This window comes from Succinimonas amylolytica DSM 2873, assembly GCF_000378405.1.
GTDB classification, from domain to species: domain Bacteria; phylum Pseudomonadota; class Gammaproteobacteria; order Enterobacterales; family Succinivibrionaceae; genus Succinimonas; species Succinimonas amylolytica.
Genome location: NZ_KB899636.1, coordinates 1,819,382 through 1,835,899, shown reverse-complemented (window position 1 = coordinate 1,835,899; position 16,518 = coordinate 1,819,382). Strand labels below are relative to the sequence as shown.

The 16,518-nt window shown below is 54.9% G+C and carries 13 protein-coding genes and 1 pseudogene; 1 reads left to right on the top strand and 13 read right to left on the bottom strand.

The annotated features are described in order from the left end of the window. Positions 1-108: 108 nt before the first annotated feature. The 12 genes from fdhF to F557_RS0108095 all read right to left on the bottom strand — a co-directional run bounded on the left by fdhF (position 109) and on the right by F557_RS0108095 (position 15,340). Positions 109-2,817 carry a formate dehydrogenase subunit alpha gene (gene fdhF, locus F557_RS0108155; RefSeq protein ID WP_019001747.1) on the bottom strand — a complete coding sequence of 903 codons (2,709 nt, stop codon included), beginning with the start codon at positions 2,815-2,817 and terminating at the stop codon, positions 109-111. Further along, positions 2,817-4,652: an NAD(P)-binding protein gene (locus tag F557_RS0108150; protein WP_019001746.1), complete on the bottom strand. Its 1,836-nt coding sequence runs from the start codon at positions 4,650-4,652 to the stop codon at positions 2,817-2,819. The genes fdhF and F557_RS0108150 overlap by 1 nt, the downstream gene beginning before the upstream one ends. A 295-nt stretch (positions 4,653-4,947) precedes the next feature. Beyond that, the gene (mobA, locus tag F557_RS0108140; RefSeq protein ID WP_019001744.1) at positions 4,948-5,640 is read right to left on the bottom strand and encodes a molybdenum cofactor guanylyltransferase; all 693 of its coding nucleotides are present in this window, start codon (positions 5,638-5,640) and stop codon (positions 4,948-4,950) included. Further along, positions 5,618-6,094, bottom strand: coding sequence for a cyclic pyranopterin monophosphate synthase MoaC (gene moaC, locus F557_RS0108135; protein ID WP_019001743.1), 477 nt, complete (start codon positions 6,092-6,094; stop codon positions 5,618-5,620). Before moaC ends, mobA begins: the two co-directional genes overlap by 23 nt. Positions 6,095-6,144: 50 nt before the next feature. Further along, positions 6,145-7,101, bottom strand: a complete 957-nt coding sequence (gene moaA, locus F557_RS0108130) for a GTP 3',8-cyclase MoaA (protein ID WP_019001742.1) — start codon at positions 7,099-7,101, stop codon at positions 6,145-6,147. 11 nt (positions 7,102-7,112) lie between these two features. Then, the gene (locus tag F557_RS0108125; RefSeq protein ID WP_019001741.1) at positions 7,113-8,129 is read right to left on the bottom strand and encodes a molybdopterin-binding protein; all 1,017 of its coding nucleotides are present in this window, start codon (positions 8,127-8,129) and stop codon (positions 7,113-7,115) included. A gap of 11 nt (positions 8,130-8,140) precedes the next feature. Then, on the bottom strand, positions 8,141-9,364 hold the full coding sequence (locus F557_RS0108120; protein ID WP_026297819.1) for a molybdopterin molybdotransferase MoeA: 1,224 nt from the start codon (positions 9,362-9,364) through the stop codon (positions 8,141-8,143). 17 nt (positions 9,365-9,381) lie between these two features. After that, positions 9,382-10,470, bottom strand: coding sequence for a sulfate/molybdate ABC transporter ATP-binding protein (locus F557_RS21175; protein ID WP_157617791.1), 1,089 nt, complete (start codon positions 10,468-10,470; stop codon positions 9,382-9,384). Positions 10,471-10,524: 54 nt separating this feature from the next. Next, complete coding sequence (gene modB, locus F557_RS0108110) at positions 10,525-11,196, bottom strand: molybdate ABC transporter permease subunit (protein WP_019001737.1); 672 nt, start codon at positions 11,194-11,196, stop codon at positions 10,525-10,527. A gap of 68 nt (positions 11,197-11,264) precedes the next feature. Beyond that, the gene (gene modA / locus F557_RS0108105) at positions 11,265-12,197 is read right to left on the bottom strand and encodes a molybdate ABC transporter substrate-binding protein (protein ID WP_084761597.1); all 933 of its coding nucleotides are present in this window, start codon (positions 12,195-12,197) and stop codon (positions 11,265-11,267) included. Positions 12,198-12,226: 29 nt separating this feature from the next. Beyond that, positions 12,227-13,918, bottom strand: coding sequence for a molybdopterin-guanine dinucleotide biosynthesis protein MobB (locus F557_RS21785; protein WP_019001735.1), 1,692 nt, complete (start codon positions 13,916-13,918; stop codon positions 12,227-12,229). Between the two features lie 282 nt (positions 13,919-14,200). Beyond that, positions 14,201-15,340, bottom strand: a complete 1,140-nt coding sequence (locus F557_RS0108095) for a flagellin N-terminal helical domain-containing protein (protein WP_019001733.1) — start codon at positions 15,338-15,340, stop codon at positions 14,201-14,203. A gap of 455 nt (positions 15,341-15,795) precedes the next feature. On the opposite strand from F557_RS0108095, the gene F557_RS22230 reads away from it, so the two are divergent. Then, positions 15,796-15,951, top strand: coding sequence for a hypothetical protein (locus F557_RS22230; protein ID WP_019001731.1), 156 nt, complete (start codon positions 15,796-15,798; stop codon positions 15,949-15,951). Positions 15,952-16,055: 104 nt separating this feature from the next. Here the strand turns inward: F557_RS22230 and F557_RS0108080 are convergent. After that, positions 16,056-16,391 (bottom strand): annotated as a pseudogene (locus F557_RS0108080) (PD-(D/E)XK nuclease domain-containing protein); the annotation flags it as partial. Positions 16,392-16,518 lie beyond the last annotated feature (127 nt).

Below are 16,518 nucleotides of genomic sequence, written 5' to 3'. Positions count from 1 at the left end.
GTGCGCGGAGGGAGACGTATTTAAAATAACAAAGATTACTGAAACCGTCGCAGACACAGGCAAACGATTTCAGTTCACCGCCAAAAATCGCTGGCGTATGCCCCTGATTTATGGCTGAATCTTCTCAATCCTGATGGCACAAACCTTATATTCCGGAATGCGGGCATACTTGTCCAGGACGGCATTGGTGAGAATATTGGCAAAACCGTCCGCAAAGTGGAACGGCATCCAGGTCTCGCCGGGAGACACCTTGTCGCTAACCCGGGCCTGAGATTCGATAGTGCCTCTCCGGGAGGTCAGTCTGACCTGTTCCAGATGGGAAATTCCCAGTCTTGCGGCATCCTCGGTATTAATCTCAATAAAGGAATGACCTTCCTTTTCCACCAGCCCCCGGGTTCTTCCCGTCATGGCCATGGTGTTGTAATGATAAAGAATGCGTCCGGTCATCAGAATAAAAGGATAGTCACTGTCCGGAAGCTCCTGACTCTCGCAGTAGCGGGCGGGATAGAGCCAGCCCAGACCGCGGGTGAACTTCCCGACATGAAGAATGGGAGTTCCCGGGTGATCCTTGGACGGGCACGGCCACTGAATGCTCTCGCCGGCATCCAGACGGCGGTGGCTGATCCCCGCAAAGCTCGGCGTCAGACTGGCTATCTCATCCATAATCTCATCCGGTCTGAGATGCGGCTGCGGATACCCCATGCGGTTCATAAGATCAATGAAGATCTCCGTATCCGGCCGCATCTCTCCTTCAAGAGTGACTGCCTTTCTGACCCGCTGCACCCGCCGCTCCGTATTGCTGAAGGTGCCTTCCTTTTCAGCATAGCTGATCCCGGGCAGTATTACATCGGCATACTGGGTGGTCCGGGTCATGAAGATCTCTGACATTACCAGGAAATCCAGACTTTCCAGAGCCTTTATCACATGTCCCTGATCGGGATCGGTAACTACCGGATCCTCCCCGAAAATAAAGAGCCCCCGCACCTCCTTTCTGATAGCAGCCGGGAAGACATCAGTGGCATGGAGACCGGGTTTTCTGTTCAGACGGACATTCCAGGCCTTTTCAAACTTCTCAATAACATCCTCGCGGGTAATTTTCTGATACCCCGGCAGATCTCCGGGAAGAGCCCCCATATCACAGGCGCCCTGCACGTTGTTCTGTCCCCGGAGCGGATTGACCCCGCAGCCGCTCTTCCCCAGTTTTCCGGTAATCATGGCCAGATTGGAAAGAGACATTACCCCCTCCGTGCCGGTGGAATGCTCGGTAACCCCCAGACAGTAGATTATCGGAGCTTTGGCTGCCGTGGCATACATTCTGGCCGCTTCTCTGAGATGATCGGGATCAATATGGCAGATCTCCGCCACCTTCTCGGGAGTATAATCCCGGACAATCTCACAGAGCTCCTCGTAGCCCTCGGTTCTGGTTCTGATAAATTCCATATCGGCCAGACCTTCCGAAATGATGATATTTATCATGCCGTTCACGAAAGCCACATTGGTACCGGGCTTCAGCATAAGATGAATGTCGGCCATTCTGGAAAGACCAATTTTCCGGGGATCCGCCACAATAAGATGCGCCCCCTTTCTGACTGCCTGCCGGATCTGCATGCCAATAACCGGATGAGCCTCCTCCGGATTGGAGCCTACCAGCAGAATCAGATCCACATCCTCAGTGATGTCGGCGATGGGGTTGGTCATGGCTCCGGATCCCAGGGTCATGGCCAGTCCCGCCACAGTAGCAGAATGACAGACCCGGGCACAGTTATCCACGTTATTGGTACCGAAAGCACAGCGCACCATTTTCTGAAGCATGTAGCAGTCCTCGTTGGGAGAACGGGAACAGGCAAAACCGGCCAGTGCATCCGGACCATACCGGTTCTTGATTTCCAGGAATTTTCTGGCCACCAGATCCAGAGCTTCATCCCAGGTGGCTCTCTCAAACTCCCCGGTTGCCCGGTTCTTGATAAGAGGATAGCGCAGCCGGTCAGGAGAATTCACAAAATTGAACGACCCGAAGCGTCCCTTGACGCACAGAAGCCCCTTGTTGGATGGGCCGTTGGCCGGCATTACGTCAAGAATGGTATTGTCCTTCACCAGAAGATAGAACTGACAGCCCGTGGCACAGTGCGGACAGGTGGTCAGTACCTTGTTCACCTTGCTGGTCTGGTATTTGCGCATGTTCTTGGTAACCAGAGCACCGGTGGGACATGCCGAGGCGCAGTTCCCGCAGAGCTCACAGCTGGTTTCCTTCCAGTCCTTGCCGAAGGGAGCCTCAATAAAGGTCTTGGTGCCGATTTTGGAGGCATTGAGCACACCGTTGCCCACAATGCGGCTGCACATGCTGACACAGCGCTGGCAGCCTATGCACAAATCCGGATAATACGACAGAAAAGGATTATCTACCCGGTTGGGAAGTCTGACCTCCCCATGTGCCTTGTAGGGATTTTCCAGGGGAAGCTCAAACTCATTGGCCAGCTTCTGAAGCTCGCAGTCGCCGGTCTTGGCACAGCTCAGACAGCGGACATCATGATTAGCCAGCATAAGCTGCAGTACCAGCTGTCTGGCCAGATGAACCTTGTCCGTATGGGTGCTGATCACCATGCCGTCCCAGATCCGGGTATTGCAGGAGGGCACCAGACTGGATACCCCCTCCACCTCTACCACGCACATCCGGCAGGCTCCAATCTCGTTGACGTTCTTAAGATGGCATAATGTCGGGATATAGATGCCGTTCTCCCGGGCCACCTCAAGAACAGTCTGTCCCTGACGGGCCAGAACCTCGCTTCCGTCTATAGTCAGGCGCACTTCATCACTCATTACAAAAGGCCTCCCTTCATGGTACCGCTCCCGAAAACATCACACCGGAGACACTTGCCGCATTCCTGCATGGCCTCTTCGCGGGACATGCTGTTCTCCACCGGACAAAAGCTCTTTTTTCTTTCCCGGGCCGACTTCTCCGTAAGATTGACTCTCCCCATATGATGCCGCATATTGCCGCAGCTTTGCGGAATCTCGATATTCATCCGGTAATGGTGATGATAGCCCAGATACGAATCAATATTGATGGCGGCGATCTTGCCGGCCCCGATGGCCATAATGGCCGTGGCCGGTCCGCTGACGCAGTCGCCGCCGGCAAACACTCCGGGATGATTCCTGAGCGCTGTGGTGGCATCTGTGATGAAATTACCCCGGGAAGACTTTTCGTAGGCAGTAAAATCATCTGAGACAATAGCCTGTCCGATTGCCATGAATATGATATCGCAGGGAATTTCGTATTCCTCCTTGGCAGCATCTCTTACCATGGGCATCCCGGTGTTGCTGTCATAGAAGCTGGTAATCTGCGGCTTGGTGATCAGACTCTTCACATTCCCGTTCTCGTCAACCCGAATCTCGGACGGAGCATACATGGTCATAAGCTCCACCCCTTCTTCAATAGCCCCCTGAATTTCTGAAGGGAGCGCCGTCATGTCCACCTGGGGCTCCCTTACTGCCAGAGTGACCGAAGCCGCCCCGCAGCGCACCGCGGAACGGGCGCAGTCCATGGCCACATTGCCGCCGCCGATAACCACCACGTTCTTTCCGGAAAAGTCCGGAAGATCCCCGTGCCCGATGCGGTCCAGCATCTCAACGGCCGATGCCACATTGGGATTGTCATAGTTTTTGATGGGGATTACCCGCCCCTTCTGGGCGCCGATGGAAAGATAAACAGCGTCATACTCCTTCTCCAGCTCCTCGGTGGTAATGTCCTTCCCGATGCTGACATTAAGGTGCACCTCAATCCCGCCCAGGGCCAGAATGGCATTGATATCCTCGTCCAGCCGATCCTTGGGAAGCCGGTAGCCCGGGATTCCGTAGCGGAGCATGCCCCCGAGCTTCTCCTTCGCCTCGTAAATCACCACCGAATGCCCCATGCGGGACAGAAAATAGGCACAGGTAAGACCGGACGGACCGCCCCCTACCACCGCGATTCTTTTGCCGGTATTAACATTACGGGGCGGCGAAGGAATTTTGTCGGCCCGGATCTGATCCACCGCAAATTTCTTAAGTCCTCTGATATTGATTTCCGCGTCTATCAGAGTTCTCCGGCACTGAGCCTCGCAGGGTCTTTCACACACAAAGGCGCAGGCCGTCGGAAAGGGATTGTCCTCTCTTATCAGGTTTATGGCATCGGCGTATCTTTCATCCCTGATGAGCGCAATATAACCGGGAATATTAACATTGGCCGGACAGTTATACATGCAGGGAACCTTTACCGACACGCTGGCCTGACACTGGTGATGGTTGATGTGGTACAGGTACTCGTCCTTAAAATTCTTGATATTGGCCAGCACCATGTAGGCCGCCTCGTAGCCGATGGCGCAGTCGGCAGTATCCTTTATGGTCTGAGCCAGCCACAGCATGTCCACATACATATCCATGTCCGCACTGCCATCCAGCACCTTCTGCAGCATGTTCTCCAGCTGCTCCAGACCTTTGGCGCAGGGAACGCACTTGCCGCAGGTCTGACTGCGGGCGGTACGCAGATAGGCGATATGGGTGGAAATGCAGCATACCCCGGGAGGATTTGCCGCTACTCTCCTCTGAAATGTTGATAAAAAGCTTTTTATCAGTTTGCTGCGCTGCGTGTTTTTTAGCTCTTGCTTCTGATCCATAAAAACTACCGTCCCGATTATGTAAGAGAATGGCTGACAGATCCGCACCTTCTGAACGGGCTGCCCCGCTGCCCCCGGAATAATGAGCAGGAAGGAGATATCGGGAAAGAAAAAACCAAACCCCGGCGGGATTATTTCAAAGCGCCTGTTACCGGGGGACGGAAATTCTGAACAACGAAAGAAATGACATTTTACGGAGCCGTCTTGCCTGTTACAATTTTAATGGCTTAAAACCGCGAAACGGGATTTCGGAATGCGAATTTTGAAGAAGGTCACTGACTATCCTCACACTTTTTTAACATTCCGAAGCAACACTGAAAATATTTTCAAAGTGCAGAAACTCCTGCGGTCCGGCTGATCCCGGAATTACAGCCCCCGGATCAGGATACCGGAACCCGGCCCGGTTCCGGTATTTCCCGAAATCTCCGGGAGTATTGATGTTAAGGTAGCACCCCGCAAGCTCCTGGGGAACCGCGGCAAGACGGAAATCCGCCTGCATAACGGCATCACGGAGCCGGTAGTTCCCCCTGCGGATTGCCTCCCTGAAAAGCGGTATCATTTTCCGGGAATAAAGCGCCGCCAGAGGCTGCCACTTTCCGTCCGCCACCGGAATCAGGGCCGCCTCTCCCCGGTAAAGTCCGCAGATTCTCCGGGCCTCGGCTTCCGGATAATCCGGCATATCGCAGGCAATAAAAAGCACGCAGTCCTGCACCGCATGCCCCAGCACTGTCAGAATTCCCCCCATAGGGCCGCTTCCGGGATACTCGTCCCGGATAACTGAAAACCCGGGAAAGCTGTAATTCTGAGCAGTATTCTCCGAGAGATACCGACCGGAAAAACTGCTCATGCTCCGGCAGATTTTCTCGAAGAAAGCCGGAGCCCCCGCTCCGGCTGCCACCGGAAGCACCGCCTTGTCCGTGCCCATCCGGGAGGAAAGACCGCCGGTCAGTACCGCCACGCCAATATCAGGAACAGTGATATTCTCCATGAACGCCGCCTGTCTTGTGAAGAAGCCGTATATTCCCGATGGTCATGTTTTTCTGGACCGCCTTGCACATGTCGTAAACCGCAAGCGCCGCCACGGACACGGCGGTGAGGGCCTCCATCTCCACCCCGGTGGCCCCCCGGTTTTTTACCGTGGCCTCAATGCGGACGGCAGAGGCCTTTTCATCCGGGGAAAGAACCAGATCCACCCCGGACAGCAGCAGGGGATGACACATGGGAATCAGATCCGGTGTGCGTTTGGCCCCCATGATTCCGGCCACCTGCGCCACCGTCAGGACATCGCCCTTTCTGATCCCGCCGCTCTTTATGAGCGCCAGAGTTTCAGGGGTTACGTAGATAAACCCCTCAGCCGTCGCGGTTCTCAGGGTATCATTCTTGGCGGATACATCCACCATGCGGGAACCGCCCTGATCGTTAAAATGGGTAAAATCCTCCAAAATATCCTCCTGTCTCCTGACCTGGGGTATCCCCGTCTTCTGTCCCGGGACTAACCCCCGATCTCCTGCATCGGAATCCGGATGCCGGAAGCATCTGCGGTAATGCCGTGCTCCTCCGGCTTAAGTCCGGAGGCTATCCGGAACACCCTGACAATTTCGGCCCGGGAAAGATGCCGGAGATCAAATTCCCGGCCGCCAAAAAGACATAGCCGGAGCCGGCCGTCCGAAAGCACCCGGATCCTGTTGCATTCCCGGCAGAAGCTCCCGGTTATCGGGGCAATAATGCCAATACGGCCGGGACTTCCCTCCCGGCGGTACATCCGGGCCACCCCGGATCTGCCGGCTTCACCCGGGATCTCTGTCAGATCCGGAAGAGCCCTGAGCACCACCCCCCCGGCTGCAAAATGCTCCCGCACGGAAAAATCCGCCCCTCCTGCCGGCATAAGCTCGATAAATCTTATATCCAGAGGATAGCGATCCGCGAGAGCGGCCAGCTCTCTTACAGAAGCTGCGTCATCATTAAGACCATGAAGCAGCACGGTATTGATCTTTACCCTCTCAAAACCGCAGGAAAGTGCCGTCTCCAGCCCGGAAAGCACCTTTCCGAGACAGCTTCTGCCGGTAATCCTTTCAAATTTTGCGGGATTCAGAGTGTCTATGCTGATATTGACCCGGGACACCCCCGCCGCAAAAAGCTCCCGGGCCATTCCGGCAAGGTAAAGGCCGTTGGTGGTAAGCGCCAGCTCCCGCACTGCCGGAAGCTCCCGGATGCCCCGGCAGATCTCCGCAATATCCCTCCGGATCAGGGGCTCTCCTCCGGTCAGTCTGACCTTATGGCATCCGGCCTCCGCCAGCGCTCCGGTGATCCTGAATATTTCCGGAGGACTAAGCTCGCCGTCCGGGGTATCCCGGCACTGCCGATCCGCGCAGTAAATACAGGAAAAACCGCACCGGCGAGTCACTGACAGTCTTAGATAGCTGATTTCCCTGGAGGCCCTGTCCCGCACTTAAAAATCTCCTAATATCTTCCGAAGGTGCAGTTCGGATAATGGCACTGCCCGCATAGCTGGCACAGCCCGCCCTCGGCCAGATTCAGAAGATCCGCCCGGGAAAACCGGATACCGGCAAAAATCTGCGGCAGGAGCACATCCAGCAAGGTTACCGGCCGGGAAATTGCCGCCCCGGGAACGCCCAGCATGACCACCTGATCACGATATGCCAGAAGCGTCATGTTTCCGGGCTGGGCCGGCATACCGTGAGTCAGAATCTCCGCCCCGGTTTCCCGAATGGCCCGGGGCGTCACATCATCGGGATCCACGGACATCCCGCCGGTAAACAGCAGAAGATCCGCCCCCGACGCAATAAACTCCTCTGCCGCAGCCGCAATCATGCCGGTATCATCATCGCACACCCGTACCCCCAGCACCTCTCCGGGATACCGTTTCAGAAGGGAGCGCAGCACCGGCTCGAATCTGTCGCTGATCCTGCCGGAATAAATTTCAGATCCGGTAATGATTATCCCCGTCCTGAGCGGCCGGTAGGGATGCAGCTCAAAAAGCCGTTCCTTCCGGCAGAGCTCCTCAGCCCTGAGAATATTCTCCTCGGCAGTTACCAGAGGAACAATCCGCATGGAGGCCATCCGGGCGCCCTTTTTAACGGCATAATGGTTCGGGAGCGAAGTAATTGTCAGGTCCGGAATTTCATTTACCGCGCCAAGGAGTTTTCTGTTCACCAGAAAAAGTCCCGCAGTATCGGATATCAGGAGGACCTTGCCCTCGGAGGGGCCCTCGTAATGGGCGCCCGGCACCGGAGCCATTCCGGCCATGCGAAGTGCGCAGTCATCCTCATGGATCTCCCTTATGGAATCGTCCCAGACAAAAAGATGCCGCTTCCCGATATTCAGAAGATGTTCGACATCTCCGGCTCCGATAACCGTGTTCCTTCTGAAGGCCACGCCCTTGAAACCGTCTCTGATTTCGGTAATGTCATGGCAGAGCCGCATGCCGACAGCATCCTGAACAGCCACCTTTTTCATTTATGAACCTCTCAGATAATGAAACCGTCCAGCATGTCTCCGGCCTTCACCGGACCGTGATCTCCGGGGACAATGGCCAGAATCCCCGCTCCGGACAGGCTGCTTATGACCACATTGCCCTGTTCCCGGGAAGGTGTCAGACATACCATGCCGTCCTCAATACTCATAGCCCCCCTGAGAATCCGCTCTCCTTTGCCGCCTTTCGGAAAATCCCGGGTGATTTTAACTCTGATAAGCTCGGGATTATAACGGGACATTCCGGCGTATTTGCGCAAAACCGGAGCCGCAATGCAGTAAAACGCGGTAAGGGCCGACACCGGATTCCCGGACAGGGCAATACAGGGCTTTCCCTGATAAAAGCCATAGACTCCGGCCATTCCGGGCTTCATTTTTACTCCGTGGATGACAATTTCCGCTCCGATTTTCCGGAAGGCATCCGGGACCAGATCGTAATCTCCCGCCGAAACCCCGCCGGTCAGAAGCACGGCATCATGCTCCCGGAGAGCCTTTGAAAGAAGTGTCGCAATCCCGTCCGTATCATCGTCGGCCCGGCCCAGATAAGCGGGCAGAAAGCCGTTTTTAAGAAGCTCTGCCGTCAGGGTATAGCGATTGGAATTGTAGATTTTACTGCCGGTAAGCGTCTCTCCCGCCTCCGCAAGCTCGTTTCCGGTACTGATAACAGCCACCCGGAGCTTTCTGTAAACCGGTATTTCAGTAAGTCCCTGAGATGACAGAAGCCCCATAACAGCGGTGTCGGCAATGACGCCATCCCGGGCCAGAAGCGTCCCCTGCTGCACATCCTCCCCGGCCCGGATGATATTCTGTCCGGCTGACAGCGGGAAGGACAGTATTACCGTCTCCCGGGTAAATACGGTATCCTCGTATTTAACTACTGCATCCGCTCCTTCAGGAAGCGGGGATCCGGTAAGCAGCTTCACCGCCTCCCCGTCCCGGAGAGCCCTACCGGCCGGCTCCCCGGGACGGATTTCTCCGATAATGGCCAGGGTTACCGGATGTTCCGGCGACGCCTCCCGGGTGTCAGCACTTCTCAGGGCATAGCCGTCATAGGGCGACCGGTCATAATGGGGAATCATCATTTCCGCTGTGATATCCCCCGCCACCACGCGGCCGTAGGCCGCACTGAGCGGAATCTTTTCCTGAGATATCCGGGAAACCTTCTGAAGCAGAAGATCCCGGCTTTCCCTGAAAGGCCTTTTTCCAAACTGCGTATCCATATCTGTCCTGCCTCCTGTCATGCCATAAGCCCTGTCACCGCCTGATCCGGAATAAACAGAGAAACCACTCGCTCCGTCCCGGGGCGCCATACGTCACGGGACACCTCCCAGTAAAGAGGCTCCGGCTCCGGAACTGTTCTGTTATAAAGCTCCAGAGTGAAACCGCAGAGATTCACAGTCACCGCGGCAATCTCAAAGGTGTGCCGGGTCCCCGGAATCCCGGGATCCGGCAGGAGCCCGATAGCGTTCATAAGCATCCCGGCCGCCGTAATCCGGGCAGGATCCGGAAACCGTCCGGAGCTTCCGGCCCGGACTTTAAGGGGAACCCGGATCCCCCATCCCGGAACCATGAGAAAGCCTTCATTGTCAACGGTAGCCGGCACTATATTCTTGATTCCTGTTAGCCGGGCTCCGTTTACTGTCCCGGGGTTTTCAAAAACCTCTCTTACCGATCCCCTGGTCTCAATTATGCCATTGTTCATAATAGCCACCTGATCGGCAATGCGGTAAACCTCGTCTCTGTTATGGGAAACAAACAGCACCGTTTTGCCGAATTCCCTGATAACGGCACGAAGCTCCCGCTCCATGCTGAAGCGGAGATGCTCGTCCAGTGCGGAAAACGGTTCATCCAGCATCATGATATCGGCATCGTTTACCAGAATTCTGGCCAGGGCTGTCCTTTGCATCTGGCCTCCGGAGATTTCCGAAGCCCTGCTGTTCATGACTCCGGAAAGCTGCATTCTGTCAATAATGTCCCGGGCTCGCGCCGTCCGCTCCCGGAAATGCCGGCCCCCGGACCTTCTGACACTGACGAGAATATTCTCATATACTGTCATATGGGGAAAGAGCGCATAGTTCTGAAAAAGATACCCCGTTCTTCTTTCCTGAGGCGGGAGATTAATGCGCCTCTCCCGATCAAACACCGTCCGGTCAGCGATGGCAATCCGCCCGCGATCCGGCTTCACAACGCCGGAAATGCACTGCATGGTCATGCTTTTTCCGGAACCGGAGGCTCCCAGAAGAGCCAGCACCCCGCCGGTGACAGAAAACGCCACCTTCAGGGTAAAGCTGTCCAGCTTCTTTTCAAAATCGGCGAATAACGACACTTTCAGAGCTCTCTTTTCTCAGCATTTCCGCGGTCCGGTTTTCAGGATGCGGGGCTAGGTTTTCCTTTTCCGTTCCAGCAGGTTTATCACCAGCAGCACTGCAAACGAAATCAGAAGGTTTATCAGCACCCACTTCACGGCCAGATCATCGTTCTCCGTGCGCCAGAGCTGATAGACCGTAGTGGAAATAGTGGCCGTCTCCCCCGGAGTATAGCCGGAAATCATGCTGGTGGCACCGTATTCCCCCAGGGCCCTGGCAAAGGCCAGTACCAGCCCGGCGATAATCCCCTGCCGGCATAACGGAATTCTGATCCGCCAGAAAATATAGGTATCGCTGAGCCCCAGAGTCCGGGCCGCATTGCCGATATTGCCGTCAAAGGATTCAAAGGCGCCACGGCAGGTACGGTACATCAGCGGAAACGAAACCGCTGCCGTGGCAAAAACCGCCGACCACCAGGTCATGGTAAGCCGCAGATCAAAATGCTCCAGAAAAAACGCTCCCACCGGACGATGGGGCCCCAGAATCCGCAAAAGCAGGTAGCCGATAACGGTGGGCGGCAGCACCAGCGGGATGGTCAGCACTACGTCCAGAACCCCCTTCAGCATTCTCGGAAGCCGGGAAACATAATACGCGGTTCCAATGCCGGCAAAAAAAACAGCGGCCGTCGCTATCAGAGCCACGCGCACCGAATTGTACAGAGGATAAAGATCCAGTGTCTGCTCCATATCGCCGCTCCTTTCTCAGATCCCGGTCTCCGCTGCCCGTCTCCGCCCCGGAGCCTTCATGAAGCCGCTCACTGCTTTTTCCCGATAACGGTAAAGCCCACCCTCTCGAAGATGCTGACGGATTCCGGGGTTTTCAGGTAATCCAGGAAGATCCGGGCCTCCCCGGAATGCTGTGATTTTTTCAGGGCCGCCGCCGGATAGATCACCTGTCCCGCCATTTCCGGGGTGGCGGTATCCACTGTCTTAAGTCCGGCAGAAGCGGCATCAGTGGCATAGACTATGCCGGCATCCACCGTTCCCTCGGAAACCTGGGCAGTGACCTCCTTGACATTGCTGCCCAGAGTAAGGGCCTTCCGGGCATAAAGATCCTGCACATCCAGATGGTAGTAATCAAAAATACGGAGCGTATACTGTCCTACCGGAACATCAGAATTGCCGATTGCCAGAAACACCCGGCCCTCCCTGAGCTGCGCGGCCAGGTCGTCAAAGCTTTTCAGTACCTTTTTGCTGTCCTGCGAAACCGCCAGCACCACCTTGTTCTCCAGAAGATTGAACCTGGTGTCCCCGTCAATATAATCCAGCCCTTTAGGATTCTTTGCCGCCCCGGCCCTGATATCCAGAGCATCCATCTGCTTCGGAGAGGCGGAAACAAAAATATCGCAAAGGGCGCCCTCGGCAATCTGAGTCCTGAGGGTTCCCGAGGAATCAAAGCTGAACACCACCCTGACCCCGGGATGCAGCTTTTCGTAGCTTTTGCCGATTTCGGTCAGAGTTTCGGTAAGCGAGGCCGCCGCAAAAACCGTAAGCCGGATCTCCTTTTCCCCGGAAGCCTGATCAGGGGCTGCATTCTTGCCGGAATGCTCCCCGGTTTCAGCGTCGCCGCAGCCGGAAAGCACGGTCATCACCCCGGAAAACAGCAGCGCCAGAAGAGCTTTCCCTGGCAGATTTTTTCCTGTTCCTGCCTTGCTTCCGTAAGAGCTTCTGCTACGATATAGCTCCATTTTTCTCTCCATAATTTCATAAAAATGCACTAATGCCGGCCGCAATCCCCGTCCCGTCCCAGAAGAATGCCGAGGCCGTGCCAGAGCTCGGTCATAATAACGTCCAGACACTCCTCCACCGCCCTGCGGCTTCCCGGCAGATTGACTATGAGCGTCCGGTTTCTGATGACGGACACCGCCCGGGAAAGCATGGCTCTTCTGGTGATCTTCAGGGATTCGGCCCGGATTGCCTCTGCAATGCCAGGAACGTTGCGGGTCGCCACCGCCAGCGTAGCCTCGGGAGTAACATCCCGTTCGGAAAACCCTGTTCCGCCGGTAGTAACGATAAGATCCGCTCCCGCCGCATCTGCCAGCCGGATGAGCTCCAGCCGGATCCGGTCCTCGTCATCCGGAAGCAGCACGGTTTCCAGAATCTCATACCCGGCGGCAGCAAGACGTGCGGCAATAAAGGGGCCGCTTTCATCCCGGCATTCGCCCCGGAAGCCCCGGTCGCTCAGTGTTACCACTGCCGCCCTGAAGGGAGTCCGGACGGAAACAGGGCTCTCCTGCAAAGCGTCATTGCTGCCCGCTGTATCCGGGATCATTTCCCGTGGCACGACACTGCTTTCCCCGGAGGCTTCCTGTTCCAGGATAAAAGCCCGATCTCCGGGCTTTATGCTGCCCCCGGACACCACGCGCGCAAAAACCCCCTCCCGGGGCATAATGCAGTCTCCGATCTGCCGGTAAATGGCGCAGTGGCTGTGACATTTCTTCCCGATCTGGGTAATTTCCAGAATCCCCTCTCCCGCCTGCATCCGGATACCCGGAATCAGACGTTTAAAATCGATTCCCGAAACAATCAGGTTTTCTCCGAAATCTCCGGGATTTACCTGGGCCCCCCGGGCCTTAAAGGCGGCAATGCTTTCCTGCGAAAGCAGACTTACCTGCCGGTGCCAGCTTCCGGCATGGGCATCGTCAACAATACCCCAGTCCGGCTTCAGGACGGCTCCGGAAACCGGCTTTTTCGGGATTCCGCGTTTTTCGCTTACAGAGACCGCACAGATAATGCCTGCGCTGCCATGATCGTTGCTGCTGCCGTGCATCTTGCACTGTACCTCTTTACTGACTATATGGTGTCCGGCATGACCGGAGCATCCCCGGCAATGACTGCGGCAGGACTCGGGACGGGGAATCCGGGCCACCGGAAAAACCGTTTCCGGAACTGCACTCCGGACAAGATTCAGGAGATCCCGGGAACGGGTCAGAGCGCTCAGGGCAGGATAACCTGAAGGCAGCGTTCCTGACACCAGTTCTGCATTCATACTGTCAGTGCCGTCCGTCCCGGCTCCCGAAAGAGCGAAGGTTTTTCCGGTAAGACGATCGGAAATCTCATCAGGGTTTCTGAAACACACTATCCGGGGCAGATCATATTCGTATCCGCCCTCCACAATGCAGTAGTCAAGCCCGTCACCGGACAGAATCCCCAGAATGTCATTCAGATCCCGCTTCCGGGGATAAATAAAATCCGTTTCATTCCTGCCGAAGGCCACCACGGCATCGGCTCCGGCCCGGCGATGACGCTCCGTATTGGAAGCCTTCCCCTCCTCGATAGCAAACCCGGGGCAGTTTATGCACTTAACCGTACCGACCCGAAAGCCTTCCGCCTTAAGAAGCCTTATCAGAATTTCGACAGTAGTGGTCTTGCCGGATTTCCGGACTCCCACCGCCTGAAACACCTTCATCCCGAGATCCTCACTCCCCCGAGCCGGCACCACTGGCCGCTTTCTACGGCTGCCGGACTCAATGCTGCAATTGTAATGGCGATGCGGCCGTTACTGACAAGGAAACAGGTGATTTTTGAGAACTGACAGCTATTATCCGGAAATTACCGCGCCGCCCCTAAAAGCAAAACGGCAAAAAATCGGAAAAAGCCAGAAAACAGCAGAACTGTCAGAATGAATACAGACCGGAAAACGCCCCGTGAATAATTCTCCCGGGATTTCACAGAACAGCGGCTAAGCCGGCTATTCCCTGAGAAGAGCCAGGGCAATCTGCGGCAGACTGTTTGCCTGGGACAGGATGGCCGAGCTGGCCTGCTGAATAATAGAAGTCCGGGTCATTTCCGCCACTTCCTGAGCATAATCCGCATCCCGGATGCGGCTTCTGGCGGCACTGACGTTCTCCGCTGCGTTTGACTGATTTCTTACCGCTGACTCCAGCCGGTTCTGCACCGCCCCCAGTTCAGCCCGGTGGCTGTCTATCCTTTCTATAAAGCTCTGGGCATACCCGATAACCTTCTGCGCGGCGTCCGGAGTGGAAACATCCAGACTTACCTTGCCGTCTTTTCCTAGGGTAAATCCCGTAATGTGCTGGCTTAAAGGCTCCTGAGGATCCACCACTCTGGTGGCAGCGGTATTGGCATTGCCGGAGACCAGATACAGCCCGTTGAGATCCACTCCCAGGTAGGTATCGATATTAGTGCCGTAGGCGGAATAGCTGCAGGCAAAATTTCCGGTAGCATCATCATAATGAATCAGATTTCCGGTATATTTGAGACCGATGGCCGCCTCCACCGTCTCATTGGCATCGGCTCCCACCTGGAAGGAATAGGAACGGCTCTCATGATACCTGTCGATTACCCCCTGCTCCGTGTGATTTGCGCCGGACGGAAACATCATAACCGGTCTTACGGTAATGAACTGATCGCGCATGCCGGCTTCCTGGGTTACCTTGTAATCATGCTCCCCTGACAGAATTTTCATGCCATTGTAGCTGGTATCCGCAGCGATCCGGTTGATTTCACTGGAAAGCTGGGCCACCTCTTCCTGAATCGCCTGACGGTCCGCTTCCGCATTGGAACCGTTGGCCGCCTGAATGGCCAGCCCCCGGATTCTCTGCAGACTGCCGGTGATTTCATCCATGGCTCCCTCGGCAACCTGAAGCATGGAGATACCGTCCACAGCATTCCGGTTGCCCTGGTTAAGGCCGTTTATCTGCGAGGTGAGCCGGTCGGAAATCTGAAGTCCGGCCGCGTCGTCCCGGGCGCTGTTAATCCGGAGACCGGAGGCCAGTCTCCTGCTGGTAATATCCAGAAAACCGGTGGCATTTGCCAAATTCCTGGTGGCATTCAGAGATGCCACATTGGTATTTACATAAAGAGCCATCTCTCTCTATCCCTTATCCCGTATCGTTTTCTGTGCCGTTTCTGGCAGCTGTCAGGACCGGGTCTCTGAAATTTCACCGCTGGGGCCCCGTGAATCCGTGCAGCCTGTTTCTCTCACAGCTTCATATGAAAAATTCATGCCACATCAGAATATTTTTTTAATATCTCCCTCATATGAAGTGCCGGCACCTGTTTCCGGAAAAGCCGGAACATTGCAGACAGGGGCGGACGGTAAAGCGTTCCGGAATTTCCGGATGATAATAATTCCCGGAATAACCGGTCTCTCCGGATGACAGCTGCGGTTTACGACAAATTTTTGGCAGGACCTGTCCGTAAGAAAAGCTAAAACAATGACCGGCAGAAAGACTGAAAGCAGGTTCCCAGATATACGGTCTGATAAAAATCACTTGATTCAGGTACTATTGCAGCCATCGGATAAATTATCAGAAGGTTCCGATGGCTGGTTCCTCAAATAAGGCGATAGTCGGGAAGTATGCCAAAATGCTTACCGACTGCGCCGCCAGTAATCTTTCAGTTCGTCAGTATGCCTTCAGTCACGGCATCAGTAATTCCATGCTATACAGGAGAACTTTCAATGAAAGCCGAGGATAATATTTTATTGGGGATAGTATAAGAAAGATCAGGAGACGGAACACCGGAAATAAAAGAGGCTCTACCACAATTCGCAGAGGATCTTTTATTGCAATTGCTATACGTTACCCTCGGTAAACTTTATTTAATTTTTTAACAACGACTGAACATAATTTTTTATGAAAACAGATACCATAGGCGTATACATTCCGTACAAGAGGATCCTCCATATAAACCGTTGCATAGCCTTTTTCAGTAATCTGTTTCACTGCTTTTTCAGCAGCAATCAGCCTTGCCCCAAAGGGCCTGTCAGTCTGTTTAAGTTCCAGAATAGCCACGGTATCACTGTTTTTTGAAGCAATTATGATATCAACGTAGCCGTCCCCGGATTCAAAATTGGACTTATGCTCCTCTATGAATGACGTGCCGTTGACCAGCAGTCCGTTCATAAAACCGTGATAATAATTTTCTTTGTATTAGGTCTAAAGTCAGCACTTTAGGCCTTCTTAAATTTCCACGGCATTGCCTGCTCAAGAATAGCATTTCTTCTTTCATCAGACAGCGATTCATCTTTCAGTTCGTCTCTGT